This window comes from Vibrio gangliei, from assembly GCF_026001925.1.
GTDB lineage: Bacteria > Pseudomonadota > Gammaproteobacteria > Enterobacterales > Vibrionaceae > Vibrio > Vibrio gangliei.
Window position 1 is genome coordinate 68,191 of sequence record NZ_AP021870.1, and the last position, 18,701, is coordinate 86,891.

Annotated in this window: 15 protein-coding genes and 1 pseudogene; 6 read left to right on the top strand and 10 right to left on the bottom strand. The window is 44.5% G+C overall.

What is annotated here, in order from left to right; genetic code table 11:
* Positions 1 to 431 precede the first annotated feature (431 nt).
* Both Vgang_RS12320 and Vgang_RS12325 read left to right on the top strand, forming a co-directional pair.
* Entirely contained in the window at positions 432 to 764 is a 333-nt protein-coding gene (locus Vgang_RS12320; RefSeq protein ID WP_105901150.1) for a zinc ribbon domain-containing protein YjdM, read from the top strand.
* A gap of 108 nt (positions 765 to 872) precedes the next feature.
* Complete coding sequence (locus Vgang_RS12325) at positions 873 to 1,280, top strand: hypothetical protein (protein ID WP_105901151.1); 408 nt, start codon at positions 873 to 875, stop codon at positions 1,278 to 1,280.
* Positions 1,281 to 1,386: 106 nt separating this feature from the next.
* On the opposite strand, the gene yjjG is transcribed toward Vgang_RS12325, so the two are convergent.
* The 8 genes and pseudogenes from yjjG to Vgang_RS12365 form a co-directional block, all read right to left on the bottom strand.
* Positions 1,387 to 2,061 carry a pyrimidine 5'-nucleotidase gene (gene yjjG, locus Vgang_RS12330; RefSeq protein WP_105901152.1) on the bottom strand — a complete coding sequence of 225 codons (675 nt, stop codon included), beginning with the start codon at positions 2,059 to 2,061 and terminating at the stop codon, positions 1,387 to 1,389.
* Between the two features lie 10 nt (positions 2,062 to 2,071).
* Positions 2,072 to 2,563 (bottom strand): MarR family winged helix-turn-helix transcriptional regulator, encoded by a 492-nt coding sequence (locus Vgang_RS12335; RefSeq protein ID WP_105901153.1) that lies wholly within the window; start codon positions 2,561 to 2,563, stop codon positions 2,072 to 2,074.
* Between the two features lie 117 nt (positions 2,564 to 2,680).
* The gene (gene proX, locus Vgang_RS12340; protein ID WP_105901154.1) at positions 2,681 to 3,682 is read right to left on the bottom strand and encodes a glycine betaine/L-proline ABC transporter substrate-binding protein ProX; all 1,002 of its coding nucleotides are present in this window, start codon (positions 3,680 to 3,682) and stop codon (positions 2,681 to 2,683) included.
* A 74-nt stretch (positions 3,683 to 3,756) separates the two neighbouring features.
* Positions 3,757 to 4,749 (bottom strand): glycine betaine/L-proline ABC transporter substrate-binding protein ProX, encoded by a 993-nt coding sequence (gene proX, locus Vgang_RS12345; RefSeq protein WP_245879890.1) that lies wholly within the window; start codon positions 4,747 to 4,749, stop codon positions 3,757 to 3,759.
* Positions 4,750 to 4,941: 192 nt separating this feature from the next.
* On the bottom strand, positions 4,942 to 6,054 hold the full coding sequence (gene proW / locus Vgang_RS12350) for a glycine betaine/L-proline ABC transporter permease ProW (RefSeq protein ID WP_105901156.1): 1,113 nt from the start codon (positions 6,052 to 6,054) through the stop codon (positions 4,942 to 4,944).
* A 5-nt stretch (positions 6,055 to 6,059) separates the two neighbouring features.
* Positions 6,060 to 7,247, bottom strand: coding sequence for a glycine betaine/L-proline ABC transporter ATP-binding protein ProV (proV, locus tag Vgang_RS12355; RefSeq protein WP_105901157.1), 1,188 nt, complete (start codon positions 7,245 to 7,247; stop codon positions 6,060 to 6,062).
* Positions 7,248 to 7,749: 502 nt separating this feature from the next.
* Positions 7,750 to 10,911, bottom strand: coding sequence for a chitinase C-terminal domain-containing protein (locus Vgang_RS12360; RefSeq protein WP_105901158.1), 3,162 nt, complete (start codon positions 10,909 to 10,911; stop codon positions 7,750 to 7,752).
* 457 nt (positions 10,912 to 11,368) lie between these two features.
* Positions 11,369 to 11,718 (bottom strand): annotated as a pseudogene (locus Vgang_RS12365) (formate--tetrahydrofolate ligase); the annotation flags it as partial.
* A 540-nt stretch (positions 11,719 to 12,258) separates the two neighbouring features.
* On the opposite strand from Vgang_RS12365, the gene Vgang_RS12370 reads away from it, so the two are divergent.
* Both Vgang_RS12370 and Vgang_RS12375 read left to right on the top strand, forming a co-directional pair.
* On the top strand, positions 12,259 to 13,845 hold the full coding sequence (locus tag Vgang_RS12370) for a BCCT family transporter (RefSeq protein ID WP_105901159.1): 1,587 nt from the start codon (positions 12,259 to 12,261) through the stop codon (positions 13,843 to 13,845).
* 166 nt (positions 13,846 to 14,011) lie between these two features.
* Positions 14,012 to 14,296 carry an excalibur calcium-binding domain-containing protein gene (locus Vgang_RS12375; RefSeq protein WP_105901160.1) on the top strand — a complete coding sequence of 95 codons (285 nt, stop codon included), beginning with the start codon at positions 14,012 to 14,014 and terminating at the stop codon, positions 14,294 to 14,296.
* 84 nt (positions 14,297 to 14,380) lie between these two features.
* Here Vgang_RS12375 and pyrC read toward each other — a convergent pair whose 3' ends face one another.
* A complete protein-coding gene (pyrC, locus tag Vgang_RS12380) occupies positions 14,381 to 15,409 on the bottom strand; it encodes a dihydroorotase (protein ID WP_105901161.1) in 1,029 nt (342 codons plus the stop codon).
* A gap of 185 nt (positions 15,410 to 15,594) precedes the next feature.
* On the opposite strand from pyrC, the gene Vgang_RS12385 reads away from it, so the two are divergent.
* Positions 15,595 to 16,812 carry a YcbX family protein gene (locus tag Vgang_RS12385; protein WP_105901162.1) on the top strand — a complete coding sequence of 406 codons (1,218 nt, stop codon included), beginning with the start codon at positions 15,595 to 15,597 and terminating at the stop codon, positions 16,810 to 16,812.
* A 50-nt stretch (positions 16,813 to 16,862) separates the two neighbouring features.
* The gene (locus Vgang_RS12390; RefSeq protein WP_105901163.1) at positions 16,863 to 17,657 is read left to right on the top strand and encodes a Cof-type HAD-IIB family hydrolase; all 795 of its coding nucleotides are present in this window, start codon (positions 16,863 to 16,865) and stop codon (positions 17,655 to 17,657) included.
* A 51-nt stretch (positions 17,658 to 17,708) separates the two neighbouring features.
* On the opposite strand, the gene Vgang_RS12395 is transcribed toward Vgang_RS12390, so the two are convergent.
* A complete protein-coding gene (locus Vgang_RS12395) occupies positions 17,709 to 18,629 on the bottom strand; it encodes a DMT family transporter (protein ID WP_105901164.1) in 921 nt (306 codons plus the stop codon).
* Positions 18,630 to 18,701 lie beyond the last annotated feature (72 nt).

Below are 18,701 nucleotides of genomic sequence, written 5' to 3' on the forward strand. Positions count from 1 at the left end.
AAATTAAGTGGAAACTCTAACGCGTTTCTGTCCAATTTTTAGTTAGCGAACCGGTAACATTTTGCACTTTAACTATCTTTAAAACCTGTCTTTCCGGAAATAAGGCACGAATTATCCAGAATCTTTCACACCAACGAAACTTACGTGAAAGCGAGATCCCGCATCTTCTTCGCTTAGGCTCATGTGCGGGATGACCGGGTTGGAGGATTAATGCTTGCCCAAAAGCGATTTATAAATTGCTGATGCTCGGTCTGCAATTGTCATTACAGCTAAGTAAGCCCCCATCAACCGAAACGCTTGCGAACGCTACTCGCTTCGCTTACCTTCAACACACTTTTGAGAAAACGAAGTAAGTCATGAATTTGTTGGCTTGATACTGTAAGCTTACGCCTGCTTTTATTTGATTCGTTGTATTTAGAAAAGAGAAAACCATGTCTTTACCTGCTTGCCCAAATTGTCAGTCGGAATATGTGTACCAAGATCAAGAACAATTGATTTGCCCTGAATGTGCATATGAGTGGAACCCGCAAGAAGAGCTGGAGAATGTGTTTGTTGCGCGTGATACCAACGGCACGGCGCTGGAAGAGGGCGATAAGATCACCTTGATTAAAGATTTGAAAGTAACGGGCACATCGCAAGTGTTGAAGATTGGCACGAAAGGCTCGATTCGCCGTATTATCGAAGGCAAAGATCATGAGCTAGATTGTAAGTTATCGGGCGCGGGCGATATGATGGTGTCGGCCAAATATGTTAAAAAAGCCTAAGCCTTATTCCCTGTAAAGATTTGCAGTAGTCAGCCACGCTTAACTTTTGTTTGCAACGGCCAAGAGTAGAGCGATACCCTGTTGGCCCATTTTTGAAAAGATTCCGTTATGTCAGATGAAAAACTCGCATTGAAGTGGATGCGCCAACAAGCTCAGAAAATCGATCCTTATGTGGTTAATCCAACGTTTGAAGAGTGCGTAGAGCTGCTTGAACCTGCTTTCAAAAAAGGCAAAAGTGTTGCACAACTCAAACACTTATTAGGTGAAGCTGATCGCCGAGCTGGAGCTGCTGAGCGTAAACACGCTGCGCTCAAATACGCCAAAGAAAAGAACCCTAATGCCGGACAAGTGATGCGTCTGCAAGGTAAGTTGCAACAAGTACAGTTGGCACTAAAACTGGCGACCGGCGACAGCAATATGACGATTTCTCAATTTTGCGCCGAATACGATGTCTCTAAAAAAGATGGCAGTAACGCTTGGCATGACACCTTGGTGAAGTTGAGTAAAAAAAAGTAGGTTCTTATTTATCTATCCTCAGATGAGGCTATTTAGTTTGCTTATATCAAAAAGCGCCTCATAGTTCTATGAAGCGCTTTTGTTATTTGGCGATTAACGGTGAGTCTTATGCTTCCAAGATCGCCTGTAATTCACCTAGTGAGCTCACGGTGTAGTGCGGGTTAATCCCGTCTGTGGCTTGTGCGCCGTGTGAGTTGAGCCAGCAGGTTTCAATACCGAAATTAATTCCGCCCAGAATGTCAGAATGCAGGTTATCACCCACCATTAATACTTTGGATTTGCATGGATTTCCGGCGCGGTTTAAGGCGTGTTCAAAAATGATTTGATCCGGTTTGGCGGTGCCCACTTGCTCTGAAATGATCACCTGCTCGACGTATTTGTTCATACCAGTACGGGCGAGGCGAATTTCTTGTAAATCAGTAAAACCGTTCGTGATGATGCCGACTTTGGCTTTACCTGCAATCGACTCCATGAGTTCTTTGGCGCCGGGTAGCACTGCACAAATATCTGCCATGGCTTCTAAGAATGCAGTATTCAGCTCTGATGGCGTAGTGCCCAATTTATTGGCCCAACCTTCAAAACGAATGTGTTTTAGTTGCTCGGCAGTAATATCGCCATTTTGATAATCCACCCACAGCGGTTTGTTGACCGCTTGGTATTCACTAAAATCTTGTTCAGTGAAGGTCACGCCTTTACGCTCAAACATCAGTTGCATGCCTTTGAACGCATCAAAGTGAAACAACGTCTCGTCGGCATCGAAGAAAATCCATTCGTACTTCATTATTCAGACCTTAATGATTATTTGAACTAGGTTGGTGCGCAATGTTACCGACTTCAAGTAAAGGTGCAACATCCAGATCAGCAGCGTTCATCATGGTAGAAATGCGTTGTACGGATGATAACAACAAAGACTGTTCCCACGCTTCAAGGTTTTGGAAGCGTTGGATAAAGTGATCTTGCAGTGGCAGAGGGGCTTTCTCTAGCAAGGCGGCGCCTTCTTCAGTTAAGTAGGCGTGAACTTTACGTTTGTCTAGTTGGCTGCGGCGACGTTCCACTAACCCGCGTTTTTCAATGCGGTCGATAATGGTAGTTGCAGTCGCTTGGCTCATGTTGGTATTGATCGAGATCTGGCGAATAGTCACTTCACCTGAATCACGAATTGAGCGCATGATTAACAGCTGCGGGCCGGTTAAACCAAGCTCTTTATTGAGTTGTCGTGAGTGTAGATCGATGGCGCGAATGATTTGTCGAATCGCGATCAAGACTTCTTCGTGTTTATCCATGTGCTTGCCCCTGTGTTTGAGAGCAGGAAAATACAATAATTCCTTATGTTGGAAAAGGATTAATTTGAATAATTGGAGCGGCACATTCACCGCTCCAGTGTTATTTGAGTTTGTGCGTTATTTTGCAGCCGCTTTCGCCTGCTCAATCCATCCATTAAATTGTTTTTGGTGAGCTTTAATCCAGCCATCGGCTTGGGCTTCAATATCGGCCGGTTTGTTCTGCCCTTGACGCATCATCATGTTTTGTTTGCTGATATCGTTAATATCGAGCTTCATGATAGAAAACAGCTTAGCTGCCGCTGGGTTGTCTTGCGCAAATTGTTTGTTGGCGACAATACGCATGGTGTTCACTTGGAAACCGTAGTTATTGCCGTTTGGTAGTTCAGTATCTTGTTGTAGCCCTTCAGGCATGGCAGAAAAAGGCACTTGCAACCAAACCACATCTTTACCTGGAACTAATACACTACTCACCCAATACGGTGTCCAAGTATAGTAAATGACAGGTTGGCCGCTTTTATAACGTGAAATGGTATCGGCAATTAAAGCGGAATAGCTGCCTTGTTGCTGAGTCACGGTATCTTCAAGACCATAAGCTTTGATTTGGTGATTGATAATAGATTCGGTTGTCCAGCCCGGTTCACCGCCGGTGAGATCGGCTTTGCCATCACCATCAGTATCAAACAGTTTGGCGAGCTTAGGATCTTTCAGCTGCGCAAGGTTGGTGATGTGGTATTTATCGGCGGTTTTTTTATCGATCATGTAGCCTTGTGCCGCGTTATTGACATACACACCTTTGCGATAGAATTTTTCATCGCCACCACCCAGCTCGTATTTGTCTTTTTGTTGTGGATCCCAGTTTACCGCCAGGTAAGTGGCATCTCCGTTGGCGATGGAAGTAAAGGCGACGTTGTAATCCACTTCTTGCGTTGTTTTTACCGTGTAGCCGAGTTGTTCCATTGCTTTATTAACAATAAGTGTTTGAAAGGTTTCTTCAGCAATGGTGGATTGAACCGGTTGTACAGTAATGCCTTTGCCTGGTAGCTCATCGGCCTGAGTGGAGAGAGACATTGCACAGCTCGCTAAAGCTGATAGATACAGTGTTTTTGTTGTATTTTTCATCCGTGATCTCTTTGATTTCAGTTTGATAGAATAGAAAAGCTGCCGCAGTGGGCAGCTTGAAATAGAGGAGTGATTTATTTCGCCGCTGCTTTGGCTTGCTCAATCCAGCTATTAAATAAATCTTGGTGTGCTTTAATCCAACCGTTGGCATGCGCTTCAATATCAGCTGCTTTGTTTTGGCCATTACGCATCATTAAGTTTTCGGCACTGATGTCGTTAATGTTCAGCTTCATCACAGCAAATAACTTCGCAGCGGCAGGGTTTTCTTCAGCAAATTTTTTATTGGCAACAATATGAATACTGTTCATTTGGAAGCCGTAGTTTTTGCCATTGGGTAGGGTGGTATCAATACCGCTACGCTCGCCAGGAAGTGAGGAATGCGGCACTTCTAACCAAACGACATCTTTACCTGGAACCAATACGCCACTCACCCAGTAAGGTGTCCATGTGTAGTAAAGCACAGGCTTGCCGCTTTTATAGCTCGAAATGGTATCGGCGATGATGGCAGCATAGCTACCTTGGTTATTATCAATTGAATCTTCTAAACCAAAATCTTTAAGCTGGTGGTTGATCACGGCTTCACAGCCCCAGCCTGGGTTACAGCCGGTTAAGTCCGCTTTACCGTTGTCATTGCTATCAAATAGCTTGGCAAGTTTTGGATCTTTTAGTTGTTCAATATTGGTAATACCGTATTTATCCGCTGTCTTTTTATCGATTAGGTAGCCTTGCGCTGCACCAGTTGAGTAAGTCCCTTCACGGTAGAATTTGGCATCCCCGCCGGCTTGCTTATACTTATCGGTATGCAGAGGTTCCCAGTTAGAAGCTAGGAAAGTGGCATCACCATTGGCGATAGAGGTATAGGCGACGTTGTAGTCTACGTTTTGAATAGGCTTAACATCGTACCCCAGTTTTTCTAAAGCTTTATTCACTAAAAGCGTTTGAAACGTTTCTTCGGCAATCGTGGATTGCACAGGTTGAACCGTGACACCTTCGCCCGGTAGAGTATCGGCGTTGACAGCAAATGACGTCGCTGATGCGAGTAAAGTCGCGCTAAATAAGATTTTCATCCGTGTTGTCTTCATCATTTCTCCTGTTGTGTCTTTCTTTTCGAATTAAGTGACATTCGAGTGATGTATTGTTCGAGTGAGTTCTTTCTTAATTGTGTTCATTTACCAATTAACTGAATCAGGCGGAGGAACCCGTTTGTTCCTCCTTGCGCTGATGTAGCTTTGTTTACTAGATGTTTAATTAATAAGCGTTTATTTGCTAGACGCCTGTTTGCTCGATGAAAGCTGATTGGTTTCTTTCGGCTTCACCAACTTATAAATCAATGACGCAGGGCCTGATTCATACCATTTGGTTTTCTTATCACGCGCTGAAACCCCAATGGTTTGCGTTAAGCGATCCAACAAGATAGCCAAAATCACAATGCCTAAACCACCGACTGCGGCAAGGCCCATATCTAGGCGGCCAATGCCTCGCAATACCATTTGACCTAAGCCACCTACCGCGATCATAGAAGCGATAACCACCATAGACAGCGACAACATTAAGGTTTGGTTAACACCAGCCATAATGGTTGGCGTCGCCAGTGGCAGCTGAATGCGGTACAGCATTTGTTTCGGGCTAGCGCCAAATGAGTGACCCGCTTCGATCAATTCTTCTGGTACTTGCTGAATACCAAGAATGGTCAAACGCACGATCGGCGGTAGGGCGAAGATGATCGTTACCACAACGCCCGGTACGTTACCGATACCAAACAGCATGACGATGGGTACTAAGTACACAAACGCTGGTGTGGTTTGCATTGCATCCAATATAGGGCGAATCACTTTGGCGGCCGAATCACTGCGTGCCAGCCAAATCCCCATTGGTAAGCCAATTAATAAGCAGAAGAAAACCGAGGTGAGAACGAGGGCGAGCGTCACCATAGCTTCATCCCATGCGCCTATAAAACCAATAATGGCTAGGGAAGCTAACGTGGCAAAGCCCATTTTTTTACCCGCCAATTGCCAAGCTATCAGCACTAAGATCGCCATCATGATTAAAGACGGTGTTGACACTAAGGCGGTTTGGAAAGACGTTAAAATAAAGTCGATCGGTACTCGCACGGCTTGGAATACTGGGCGACCATGCGCAACTAACCAGTTCAAGCCGGTCTCAACCCAATGGTCAAACGGGATCACCGCATCTTTAAATGGGTGTGCCCAATCAATGCTGGGTTCAACGGGCTGTGTTGGCGTATTGCTCAGCCATGAAGTTGTGCTTTCTGCTGAGCTGGCGGTTGCCCAAGGATCGCTTGATGTGGTTGCCGCGGCAGAGGCCCACGGATCGGCAGCTTGTGCTGCACTTACACTTGTTTCAGTCGTCATAATGATTACTCTCTATCTAAAGTTTGCAGCAGGCGGGTTTTGGTGATCACACCGTGATAAAAACCATCTTCGGATACCACAGGTACCGCGTAAGGTACTTCGGCAACTTTGCTGATTAATTCACTCACAGGCGTGTCCGCATCCAAAGAAATGGTGTCTTTTAGCAATGCGCTGCTAAGAGGACGTTTTTCTTTGTAGGCTGTTTTGAGAGAGTCTTGCGACACAATGCCGGAATACTTATTTCCTTTGTCGATCACAACACCATAGTCACGATCTTGATCCGATAGGATTTGCAGTGCGGCTGCCGGGCCATCGGTTTCACCTTTCTTAAATACTGCAGCGGGTTTTTTACGAGCAATATCTTTGGCGGAATAAACGTCAGCAACATTAACGCCACTAAAGAAAGATTCCACATAATCGTTGGCTGGGTTTTGCAAAATGTCATCTGGTGTACCTACTTGCACAACAACACCATTTTGCATGATGGCAATACGGTCACCGATGCGCATGGCTTCATCTAAATCGTGTGAGATGAATACGATGGTGCGACGGTCATCGTTTTGTAGGCGGATCAACTCATCTTGCATTTCAGTACGAATCAATGGGTCGAGCGCTGAAAAGGCCTCATCCATTAGCAGAATATCTGGGTCGGTTGCCAGTGCACGAGCTAGGCCAACACGCTGCTTCATACCGCCAGATAGCTCATCTGGGTATGAATCACATTGGCTTTCAAGTCCCACACGCGCTAGGGCATTGCGAGCTGCATCATTACGCTTATCCAAATCAACGCCCGCTAATTCCAAGCCAAAAGCAGCATTTTCGAGCACGCTCATGTGTGGCATTAGGGCGAAGTTTTGGAAAACCATACTGATATTATTACGGCGTACCTGACGTAATTCTTCTGGTGAGATAACGGCAATATCTTGACCGTTGAGATAAACATGGCCTTTGGTTGGCTCAATTAAACGGTTGAGTAAACGTACTAATGTTGATTTACCCGAACCCGACAGGCCCATGATGACGAAAATTTCGCCTTCGTTGATGGAAAGAGAAACATCTTTCACACCGACAGTCAGCCCAGTTTTTTCAAAAATTTCGTCTTTCTCTAGGCCTTTTTCTATTAATGGGAAAGCATCTTCCGGCGTTTCTCCAAACACTTTATAGAGGTTTTTTACTTCTAATTTGGTGGTCATTATTTAGCATCCTTGGCTAGTTTTTTCACAAAACGGAAACATCAATGCTTTGTAAACTGTTTAGTACCCTAAACAGTTTGTCATTAAAATGCAAAAATTAGATAACTGTCACAGAAGAATGTAAATGATAGATCTAATAGGATTTAACGAGTCACTTGCTCAGTATTCGTTTAAACGGATGTGATTTAATTATTTGATATCTAATTGAAATACATAGCTAGGAATGTTGTAATTTTGTTGTGATGTGGGCGAGAGATTCCCGTGTGAATTATTTTTGCACATTATGATTTCATGTTGCTAAATTCACAGAATAGTTGTGGTATTAACTGATTTTTTGCCCTCATGAGGTAGGAAATAAAACACCAATAATAGGGCAAGATAGAGTGAATAAGCGGAACATAGAGACCGGAGCGGAAATAAAATAAGCGCACCTTAAAATCCGGTGCGCTTAGATCTAAGTTTTGTTCACATTATCTCGGAACTTATTGGATAACTGACTGGATTATAAAGTACACACTTTCGTCCAATCAGCATTGTCACCAGGTTCAGATGACGTCCACCAGTTAGCTTGATAAACCACGCCATCGTTGATGACTTTATCGCCTTGGTTGGCATGGCTTGGGTTACCTGCCCAGTCTTTTTGTGGGAAGTCTGGGTAAGTCACTAGTCCGTCAGCGCTACAAGTGCCATCGCCATTGCCGTTATCACCACCATCTGTGCTGGTATCTATTTCAGCCACTGGCAGCTCTGGGTGCTCAAACTTAAAGCCGTAATCAACGCCATTAATGTTGACGGTGTAGTTTGCAGGGCCAGAGATAGGTAGGTAGTACACCATATCTAGCTCATAGCTTTCACCCGCAGGCAGAGCTTTCCATGCTGGAAGAGTAAAGGCAACGCGATGCATCACACCATCCAAACCACCAACGTTATCCGCGCGAGTATGACCAGAGCTAATCACCGCTAGACCACCACCTGATTGGTCTTTGGCATTGTCTGGCGCTGAGGTAGGAATATCGAACTGGAATTCCGTGCCACCAGGAATGTCTTGACCGGTGTTGTTAGTAAAGGTGATTTTCGGATTGATAGGGTAGTTTTGGTCACCCACTTTAAAGCCGCCAATGTTGACCGAAATATCCACCACTTGATCTGGCATCGCTCCGGTTGCCACTTTATTGCCGTATGGCGTTGCTGACTTAAACTCATCGTAGATGGTCTTGGTCATGGTGTTACCCATGTGGTATTCACCGTTACCTGTCGCACAAGCTTGCTCAGTAGGGTCGACATCGGTACGGTTGCCATTTGCATCAAGTACATAACAGCTGTAGTCGCCCGCCAATTCCCAGAACATGATGCCGCCAATACCTTGGTCGATAACGTATTGCGCTTTGGTGGTGATCGACTCTTTATCTTCAGTAGAAAGGAAGACTTTCTTCTCTTCATTCCATAGCCAAGGAGCGACCGCTACATCATCGTAGTAACGGGTATAAGTGCCAGTTAATACATCGGAAGGATCGGTATCCGGTTTCAAACCATAGGCATCGGCGTAAGAGCCCCAAATGCCTTTTTCTAGGTTTTTGGCATGCCACATTGGGTTCGAGCCTGCGCCCATTTCGTTACCGCGTGGATCGGTATCGTGCCACATGTTGTCGATACCCACTGCGCCGTTACCACAGTTATTTTTCTCGCCTTCACCTGTACCGTCTGCACATTCAGATTGGTTCGGTAGAGCAGCACGACCCCATAGACCATGATCGCCACCGGTCACACCTTGCCAACCGCGAGTATAGTAAGGCACACCAATGTTGATTCGGCCTGCTGGCATTGAACCGCGGAAATAGTGATAAGCCCAATCGGTATTGAGATAACCTAGGCCACCATACGCTGCTGTGCCGTAAACGTTCCATTGTGCCAGTTCTGAGTCTTTACCTGTGTCATACAACGCGGCGTTATGACTAACGTGATCGTTCCACGCGCCGTGTAAGTCGTAAGACATAATGTTGACGTAATCGAGGTATTTCGTGACATCGAAGGTTTCCATACCGCGAAGTAGGTAGCCTGAAGATGGCGCTGCGATGGTTAGCATGTAGTATTGATCGTCTTGCGCTGAGGCTTTATCGATCTTCTCACGTAACACTTTCATGAGCTCTTGGTAAGATGCCCATAGATGCTCACGGCGAGGTTCCATAATGTCTTTATCAAGCGGGTTACCGGCACCGGCCATCGAGGTTGGGTATTCGTAGTCAATATCAATACCGTCAAATTGGTATTTACGGATAAGCTCAACCGCAGAATCAGCAAATTTTTCGATCGCAGCATGGTTGATTGAACCATCGGCATTGGTGGTCATGGTATAGAAACCACCATCGTTAACGCGTGAGCCATCGGCAGCAAAGTGACCGCCTGTTTCTGCCCAGCCACCAATCGAGATTAAGGTTTTCACACCATAACGTTTTTTGTAGGTCGCCAATGCGCCGAAGTGACCTTTAAAGCCTAATTCAGGATCGACATCGACTCCCGGCCAAGTTTTACCTACCGCAGGGTTTTCCGGGTCGTTGACATCACCAATATTCACTTTGCCATCCGAGCCAATGCTGACGAACGCATAGTTAATATGAGTTAATTGTTCCCATGGAATGTCTTTCACTAGGTAAGCTGCTTGCGGATCATTACCCGCGCGCCAACTGGTAAAGTAACCAATCACACGGCGAGGATGATCGGCACCCATGATCTCACGACCTTCTTCATCGTAAGCATCGCAATAAGGTACGTTCACGCCTTCGGTTTGGTATAAGCCATCAGGATGACAAGTGGCAGCAATAGGTTGGTCGCTGATCACTTTTAATGTAGTCGCGGAAGATTCGGTTGCTGCGCCTTCATTATCGGTGGCTTTAGCTATAACCGAAACAGAGCCAGTTTGCGTAGTGGTGTAATTCAGCGTGTATGGCGCAGAAGCGACGGTGCCGACTAAAGCGCCAGCCACATAGAAATCGACTTTATCGACAGTGCCATCTGAATCCGCCGCAGTCGCAGTTAAGGTCACCACTTCACCGACAGTGACGCTGCTGCTTGAGAGTGCAACAGAAACCGTTGGTGCTTGGTTGCCGCCAGTTTGAGCCGCTTGAACATCGAGCGATACTGAGCTAGTTGTACTGCTTGCGCCCTGGTCATCATAAGCAACAGAACTAAAAGTATGTGAACCAGAAATCGCAGTCCAAGTTGCTGAATATGGTGCGCTGGTGGCTTGTGCAATCACAGTGCCATCAACCAAGAAATCGACACGAGCGACCGTGCCATCCGAATCGGCAGCACTGGCGGTGAGTGTGACCACATCGCCTTCAGTGATTGACGTTGAAGCAGTCGGAGAGGTGAGATCCACGGTTGGTACTTCGTTAGTGATTTCATCGGTGGAACATGAATCGACTAGAGCCCAAGCGCCCCATTCGCCCGCTTCTTTTGGGCTGTTACCTTGCGTCCAATATTTGGCACTGTAGGCATTACCATCTTGTTGTACTTTTTGCCCGCCAGTATAAACCGCACTGGCATCCCAAGTTTCTAGCGTGCTGCAATCCACTGCCGCGTAGCTACTAAATGCCATCAGGCAAGATGCCGTCAGTGCGCTTAGTCTAAAGGCGTTTTTAGCCACTCCATTTCGACTTATAGCCATAATAATTATCCTTAACCCATTGTTATAAAAATAAAATATAAAGGTATTTAGTAGGGAGATAACTTTAGTTCTCCTGCGAAACAACTGTAGGATAATTGACGTAATGCACACTTAAATTTTGTGAGAATTCGATAGTGACTCGAAAAATCGTCTGGTTTTTATGCAACGAATTGCGAAAAAATGTTCCTGATGGCTCGTTTTAACTTATCTTGACAATAAAAACCGTTAGCAGATTTAAAAGGTAGAAGAGGAATGGAAAGAATAGATTATCTGGTGATGAAGGAAAACTTGGATGAATTAACTAATAAATTAGCTACTGATAAAATGGATTATTCAATGTAAATCAATGGGTAATGATTTTTCAGAAAGATGGTCAGATTGCTTGTTAGTTTGAGATTAGAACGATATTTTATTTTGTGAAATATGTTTTAACACCCAAGCCGAAAGTGAGATTAATTTAACTCAACCCAACAATTTTCCCGTTTTCATCGATATCCAAATTCATGAACGCCGGTTTTTCGGGTAGACCGGGCATCGTCATCACATTGCCGTATAAAGCGTAAATAAATCCCGCGCCGGCGCAGAGTTTAAGCTCGCGAATATCAACCGTGAAATCTTTGGGGGCGCCTTTTATTTGGCTGTCTGTCGTGATGGAGAGCGGAGTTTTTGCTAAACAAACCGCGAGATGGTGATAACCTTGTTCATTAAATTGTTGTAGCTGTTGCTGTGCTTTCTCACTCAAATTGATGCCGTTTGCCCATAGTCTTTGATGGCGACAGCATTGAGTTTGTCTTGCAATGCTGATTCAAGCCGAGATAAGCAGTTAAGTGTATGTCTACCTTAGCTTTGGTACTCGTTGGTATGCAATCCCGCTTTTTCTGCAATAGTTTGTATTGGATGACTTGGTCAATAAATGTGGATACTTATTAAAACGGGTTGTGGGTTTAGGTTTTATGTTTCTTAGTTTGAATTCTAAATAGTTTTAGGGGAGGGCGATGAGTTCAATACAATATCCGCATCAATAGATAAATCTTTTTTGATTAATGTATCAATAAATCAACCATACGGTTAATTTTTTATCTATTTGAAATAATTGTGATTTTTGTTTTTTTTGTTCTTGCTTTTTTATTTGTATTTAATGTGATCTAGGTTGCATTTTTGTTGGAAGTCTATATTCTATCGCGGCTAAATTAGTTGGCTTTTGTTTTGTTCTCTAACGAAACAATGCGTATTGAATACACCATGACTAATAGAAGGCTATCTGCTTGAAAAGGATATCCACAGATATAAATATTGCTTTGTAGGTAAAAGGTTCAGCGACACCTACAAGGACTGGACGGAGGCTAAATGCCTGATTTAAGTAACACCATAAGCTCCACATCTTCATCTTCTTTTACTCACTCATCATCTCAATCAGAGTCTACGATAGAAAAATTAAGTTTGAGTAACCCTGCTTTATGGTATAGCGGTGGTTTTATCTTACTGTTCGTATTGTTAGCGCTATTTGATGCTCAAACATTGGCTTATCTTGTTAACACTGGATTTTCTTGGTCGGTAAAAATGTTTGGCCCTTATTGGCAAATATTAATGTTAGCGACGTTTTTTATTGCTTTGTATTTGGCTGTGGGGAGAACGGGCCGCGTGGTGCTTGGTGGCGTGCGCACACCGGAGATGCCGAATTTCCGTTGGACAGCCATATTGTTCTGTACCTTATTAGCCGGCGGTGGTGTTTTTTGGGCGGCAGCAGAGCCTATTGCGCATTTCGTCAGCGCTCCTCCCGTATATGAAGCCACCGATGATACTCAACAGCGTGCAATTAATGCGTTATCTCAAGCCTTTATGCACTGGGGCTTTTTAGCGTGGGCGATTGTGGGGAGTTTATCCACTATTGTGGTGATGCACCTTCATTATGATAAAGGCTTACCACTCAAACCAAGAATTTTACTGTATCCCGTTTTAGGTGACAAAGCCTTGAAAGGCCATTTAGGGGCTGCAATTGACGCGTGTTGTATTGTTGCCGTTGCCGCCGGTACGATTGGTCCGATTGGATTTTTGGGGCTGCAAATCAGTTATGCATTAAATGAACTATTTGCATTACCTGATGGCTTCACCACTCAAATGATCATTGTGCTATTCACTATTGCGCTTTATACCTTGTCGGCATTGAGTGGCCTTAATCGTGGTATGCAAATGTTGAGTCGCTACAATGTGATTCTAGCGGTGGCCCTAATGGCTTACATCTTACTGTTTGGGCCTACGGGATTTATTTTCGACGGCTATATTCAAGGCGTTGGTTCCATGATTGATAACTTCATCCCGATGGCAACCTACCGCGGCGATGAGGCTTGGTTAGGAGGCTGGACAATATTCTTTTGGGGTTGGTTTATTGGTTATGCTCCGATGATGGCGATTTTTGTGGCCCGTATTTCGCGAGGCCGTTCGATTCGTGAATTGATAGGAACAATTTGTATTGTCGCGCCTCTGGTGACGTGTTTTTGGTTCACCATTATTGGCGGCAGTGGGCTAGCGTTTGAAATCTCTAATCCAGGAAGTGTCAGCTCGGCTTTTGAAGGTTTTAATTTACCGGGCGCATTGCTGGCTGTGACTCAGCAGTTACCATTACCCATGCTAATGTCGATTCTATTTTTGATCCTAACGACGGTGTTTATTATCACAACGGGTGATTCTATGACATATACCATCAGTGTGGTTATGAGTGGTGATACCGAACCAAACGCTGGTATTCGTGCATTTTGGGGAATCATGATGGGGGTAACCGCTCTGATTTTGATTTCACTGGGGTCGGGCGGTATTTCGGCCCTGCAATCCTTTATCGTGATCACCGCAGTACCGGTTTCATTGATCCTGTTGCCTTCTCTGTGGAATGCCCCACAAATGGCAAAGCAAATAGCAAAAGAGCAAGGATTGAATTAGTTCAGAATTAAAAATAGTGATGAAAGGTCAACCATTGTGTTGGCCTTTTTATTATGTCTGCCGCAAAATTTATTTTTTGAATACTGAATTGTCTTATTAGATCGGATGCTGGTGTTACATTGGCAAAATTTTAAGTTCAAAATTTGGTATCAAGGAAGAGAGCAATATGAAGACACTTATTTTTATCGTATTGATTGCTTTGGCGGCGGGGCAATATTATTCCAATCAAAGAAGTAGTGTGCCCAACGTTGAGTTTTCTGAATTACAATCTCAGCCAAAAGTCGCGAAGCAAACGGTAAAGAAAGCGGTGAACTATCGCTGTGATGGAAGGCAACATTGCTCTCAAATGAGAACGTATGAGGAAGCGAAGTTTTTCCTTGATAACTGTCCAGACACCAAAATGGACGGCGATATGGATGGAATTCCATGTGAAAGGCAATTCAATCGCTAAGCGAAGCAACAAAAAAGCCGTTTGATCATTGAAAATTAAACGGCTTTTTCTCTTTATTGTTTAGTTATTTAATTGGTCAATAACTTATTTCACTGTCCACTCAATCTCTTCATTCGCACGGATTGGCACAACCACATCGCCGCCAAATGGCATGGTTGCTGGTACAGTCCAGGCTGATTTTTCTAATGTGATGGTATCGCTGTTGCGTGGAATGCCATAAAAATCTGGGCCATTGTGGCTGGCAAAGGCTTCCAAGTTTTCAAGCTTGTCTTCTTTGTCGAATACTTCAGCATATAGCTCGATAGAAGCATGAGCGGTGTAAGAACCCGCACAACCACACGCGGTTTCTTTCTTACCTTGCGCGTGCGGCGCAGAATCGGTACCTAAGAAGAATTTCTTGCTGCCTGATGTTGCAGCTTCAATTAACGCTTGCTGGTGGGTGCCACGCTTTAGAATTGGTAGGCAATAAAAGTGCGGGCGAATGCCGCCAACCAACATGTGATTACGGTTGAATAGCAAATGGTGAGCAGTAATGGTTGCTGCTACGTTATCGCCAGCATTTTTAACAAATTCAGTCGCTTCACGAGTAGTGATGTGCTCTAACACAATTTTAAGGTGCGGGAAGTCATTAACGATAGGAGCCAAAACCGTGTCTAGGAACGTCTTTTCACGATCAAAAATATCCACGTCGTGAGTGGTCACTTCGCCGTGAATCAACAGCAACATGCCTACTTCGGCCATCGCTTCTAAAGCTGGGTAAACATTTTTAGCATCCGTTACACCTGAATCAGAATTGGTGGTCGCGCCAGCAGGGTAAAGTTTACAAGCCACCACTTTACCTGAAGCGTGTGCTTCGCGGATCATTTCTGGTGTGGTGTTATCGGTAAGGTACAGTGACATTAGAGGCTCAAATTGATCACTAGCATTATGCGCTTGAATGCGTTCGCGGTAAGCCAGCGCTTGCTCTAAATTGGTCACAGGTGGAACCGTATTTGGCATGATAAGCGCACGACCATTGTAGCGACTGATGTCTTTTACTGTGTTGGCTAGAGCATCGCCGTCACGTAAATGAACGTGCCAATCATCAGGGCGTGTAATGGTCAAAGTTGTCATGGTTCCCACCTTATTCGTTTATGCTACAAATGAGTGCCGCTCAGGGCAGATTGAAAAAGCAAACGCTTTCGTGCGGGGCGCAATCATAGTGTAATTGCCCTGATATTTCATCCTATTTATGCTCTCTCTTAGGCCTGAATGATGGTACTCTTTACACTTCCTACCCATATTGAGAGGGAGCAATGATGAGCCAGTCCGAATTCGAGCACCAAAATGAATTAGAAAGAAAACTTGCTAAAATTGAAGCCACATTAGGGCTAGCGCCCATAGGCTTAGAAAACAAGCAAGACGCGGTGCTGAGTCAAATTAATGTTTACCCAGTTAAATCCATCACTGGTATCGAACTGTCGTCATCTTGGGTTGAGAAACAAGGGCTCAGCTTCGACCGTCGTTTTATGGTTGCAGACATGAATGGTCGAATGGTGACGGCACGTGAGCATCATCAAATGGTGAGAATAAAATCGGCGCTCACCGCAAGTGGGTTGGTGCTTACTTACCCAGAAGCAAAAGAATCACTTCATTTACGGTTTGATGAGTTTGAAAATCAGGAAGTAGAATGCCAAGTATGGAATGACACTTTTAGCGCCTATTCGACTCACCCAAAGGCCAATGATTGGGCAAGTTTTGTGATTGGCAAGCCGGTGCAAATTTTGTTTACCGGTGAGCAATCGAATCGTCAGCGTGAAAAAATTCAAACCAATGTGAGTTTTGCCGACGGTTATCCGTTGTTATTGGCGAGCCAAGCATCGCTAGACGAATTGAACGCTCGAAGCCCAGAAGGTATTGCGCACAGCATGGCCCAATTTAGGCCTAATATTGTGGTATCAAACACCGAAGCGTTTGCTGAAGATGGTTGGAAACGTATTCGCATTGGTGAAGTGGAGTTTGAAATCGTTAAGCCTTGCATGCGCTGTGTGCTGACTACGGTAAACCCAAAAACCGCCATGCGCAGCGAAAAAAATGAGCCACTAAATACGCTAGCTAAATTCCGTGCCGATGAAACCGGTGGGATTTTCTTTGGTCAGAATGTCATTGCGAAAAATGAAGGGTTAATTCGCGCCGGTGATGTGGTAGAAGTGCTCGAAACCAAAGAAAAAGAATTCTACCCAGATACCAGCCAAGATGTGGTGGAAGTCGAACCGGTTAAGAAAATCACCATTAGCATTGATGGCAACCTATTTGAAGGTGACAATCAATCTACCTTGTTAGAGCAAGCTGAGAAAGCAGGCGTTCCCGTTGCCAACAGTTGTCGTTCTGGCTTTTGTGGGACCTGCAAAATGACCCTGGAGTCGGGCAAAGTGGATCAACCTGATATGCCTGCGCTGTTCCCGGGTGAAATTGATGAAGGCAAGGTACTGGCTTGTTGTTGTGTGCCGAAAACCGATGTTGAACTGGTCAGTTAATTCATTTTTAAGGTCTGATTTGGGCCTTTTACTTTTTAAGATAGTCGTTTATGAAACCTGAAATAAAATTTGTCGCCACCGATATGGATGGCACCTTGTTGGATGAAAATGGCCAGCTTGCCCCGGCATTTTATCCTGTATTTGAAAAGTTAGATGCTAATCGAGTGATGTTTGCTGCTGCGTCTGGCCGTCAGTATTACAGCTTGATGGATACTTTTGAGCCGATCAAAGACCGCATGTATTTTATTGCAGAAAACGGCACTCTAGTTATGCATCAAGGGCAAGAGCTATATAGCTGTACGATTCCAAAAGCGGAAGCAGCGGATATTGTAAAACAAGCTCGATTGATTGATGGGGCACATTTAGTGTTGTGTGGTAAGAAATCTGCTTACATCGAAACGCAAGATCCACAAGCGCTAGAAGAATTTGCTAAATATTATCAACGTTGTGAGTTTGTTGAAGACGTGCTGACTGTCGATGATGATTTTATCAAAATTGCAATTTGTCACTTTGGTGGTACAGAGCAATTAGTATACCCAACCATTAATCAACATTTTGGTCAGTCACACCAAGTCGTGGTGAGCGCCAAAATTTGGTTGGATGTGATGAATGCAACGGCTTCAAAAGGCGCTGCAATTAAGCATTTGCAAAACACGTTAGGCTTTAGTTATGAGCAAACCATGAGCTTTGGTGATTACTTTAATGATGCGGAAATGCTGAAAGAAAGTTATTACTCGTACGCAATGGAAAATGCTCATCCTGAAGTGAAAAAGTTGGCTCGTTTTATTGCGCCGAGCAACCAAGATGCCGGTGTGTTGAAAGTGATTAACGAATTACTGTCGTAAGTTTTTTGGGAATGTAAACAAGAGGACTCATGGTAGTCCTCTTTTTTTATTTCAAGATTGCGCTGGTTGTTTTGGTTTCTTCATCGTTAATAAGCGAGGCAAAACCAAGCCTGCAATGACGACAGCCACACCAATTAATTGCAGCTGAGATATTTCATGTCCCATAGCAAAGGCAGTTAACATGGCAAAAATTGGCACGAAATTAAAAAATAATGACGCAGTGGCCGAACCTAATAAGCGAATTCCGTTTAGCCATAATAAGTAGCCTGCTACCGTACCAAATAAACCTATATACACGACATCTAAAATGTTTCTGGTAGAGCTGTTGAAAAGTTCTGCAAACGGGTGCACATCTGGAGTGAGGGCACACATGGTGCCAATCACGATTGCGCCGCAGACCATTCCCACCAAGGTATAGGGAATCACCGGCATCCACTTGCTGATACCTTGACTAAAAAAGGTATACAAACTCCAAGCGAGCATACCGGTAAAAATCAACTTATCTCCATGATTAAAATCTAAATTGATCAGCAAATCTAATTGACCATTGGTGATCACAATTAGCACGCCAGACAGGCTGACCAGTAAGCTAAATAACTGAGTTCGTGAAGGAAGCGAGCGGTGCGCAATGCTGGCAATAATTGACGTCATAATCGGGCTAAGTGCCATGATGAGCGATCCGTTGGTTGCGCTGGTATAGGATAACCCCGTGAATAAGCCGAGGTTTAACCCGCCTACACCGACCGCACTGACCGCAAATACCCAAGCCCATTGTTTGTTTGAAAGCTCTATTTTGGGGCTACGGATCAGTTTGATGTACACGGCTAAAAACGCAGCTGCAATCAGAAAACGCCACAGAATTAATGTTAAAGCGTGGACTTCATTGAGAGCCTGCTTACCAATAGGAAAGGTGCTTCCCCAGAAGAAAGTACAGAAAATAAGAATAATGACAGCTTTAGCGGATGACGGCATAGATTGAACTCGCTGCTTAATGGAGAATGATTGCTAATCGAACCTTACCACACATTTTGTTACATGTTCATA

Bases quoted from the DNA above. Each gene is read 5' to 3' on its own strand.
- proX (WP_105901154.1), bottom strand. From the start codon at position 3,682: ATGAAAAATACAACAAAAACACTGTATCTATCAGCTTTAGCGAGCTGT.
- Vgang_RS12360 (WP_105901158.1), bottom strand. From the start codon at position 10,911: ATGGCTATAAGTCGAAATGGAGTGGCTAAAAACGCCTTTAGACTAAGC.
- yjjG (WP_105901152.1), bottom strand. From the start codon at position 2,061: ATGAAGTACGAATGGATTTTCTTCGATGCCGACGAGACGTTGTTTCAC.
- Vgang_RS12375 (WP_105901160.1), top strand. From the start codon at position 14,012: ATGAAGACACTTATTTTTATCGTATTGATTGCTTTGGCGGCGGGGCAA.
- Vgang_RS12370 (WP_105901159.1), top strand. From the start codon at position 12,259: ATGCCTGATTTAAGTAACACCATAAGCTCCACATCTTCATCTTCTTTT.
- proV (WP_105901157.1), bottom strand. From the start codon at position 7,247: ATGACCACCAAATTAGAAGTAAAAAACCTCTATAAAGTGTTTGGAGAA.
- pyrC (WP_105901161.1), bottom strand. From the start codon at position 15,409: ATGACAACTTTGACCATTACACGCCCTGATGATTGGCACGTTCATTTA.
- Vgang_RS12325 (WP_105901151.1), top strand. From the start codon at position 873: ATGTCAGATGAAAAACTCGCATTGAAGTGGATGCGCCAACAAGCTCAG.
- Vgang_RS12395 (WP_105901164.1), bottom strand. From the start codon at position 18,629: ATGCCGTCATCCGCTAAAGCTGTCATTATTCTTATTTTCTGTACTTTC.
- proW (WP_105901156.1), bottom strand. From the start codon at position 6,054: ATGACGACTGAAACAAGTGTAAGTGCAGCACAAGCTGCCGATCCGTGG.
- Vgang_RS12335 (WP_105901153.1), bottom strand. From the start codon at position 2,563: ATGGATAAACACGAAGAAGTCTTGATCGCGATTCGACAAATCATTCGC.
- Vgang_RS12390 (WP_105901163.1), top strand. From the start codon at position 16,863: ATGAAACCTGAAATAAAATTTGTCGCCACCGATATGGATGGCACCTTG.
- Vgang_RS12385 (WP_105901162.1), top strand. From the start codon at position 15,595: ATGAGCCAGTCCGAATTCGAGCACCAAAATGAATTAGAAAGAAAACTT.
- proX (WP_245879890.1), bottom strand. From the start codon at position 4,749: ATGAAAATCTTATTTAGCGCGACTTTACTCGCATCAGCGACGTCATTT.
- Vgang_RS12320 (WP_105901150.1), top strand. From the start codon at position 432: ATGTCTTTACCTGCTTGCCCAAATTGTCAGTCGGAATATGTGTACCAA.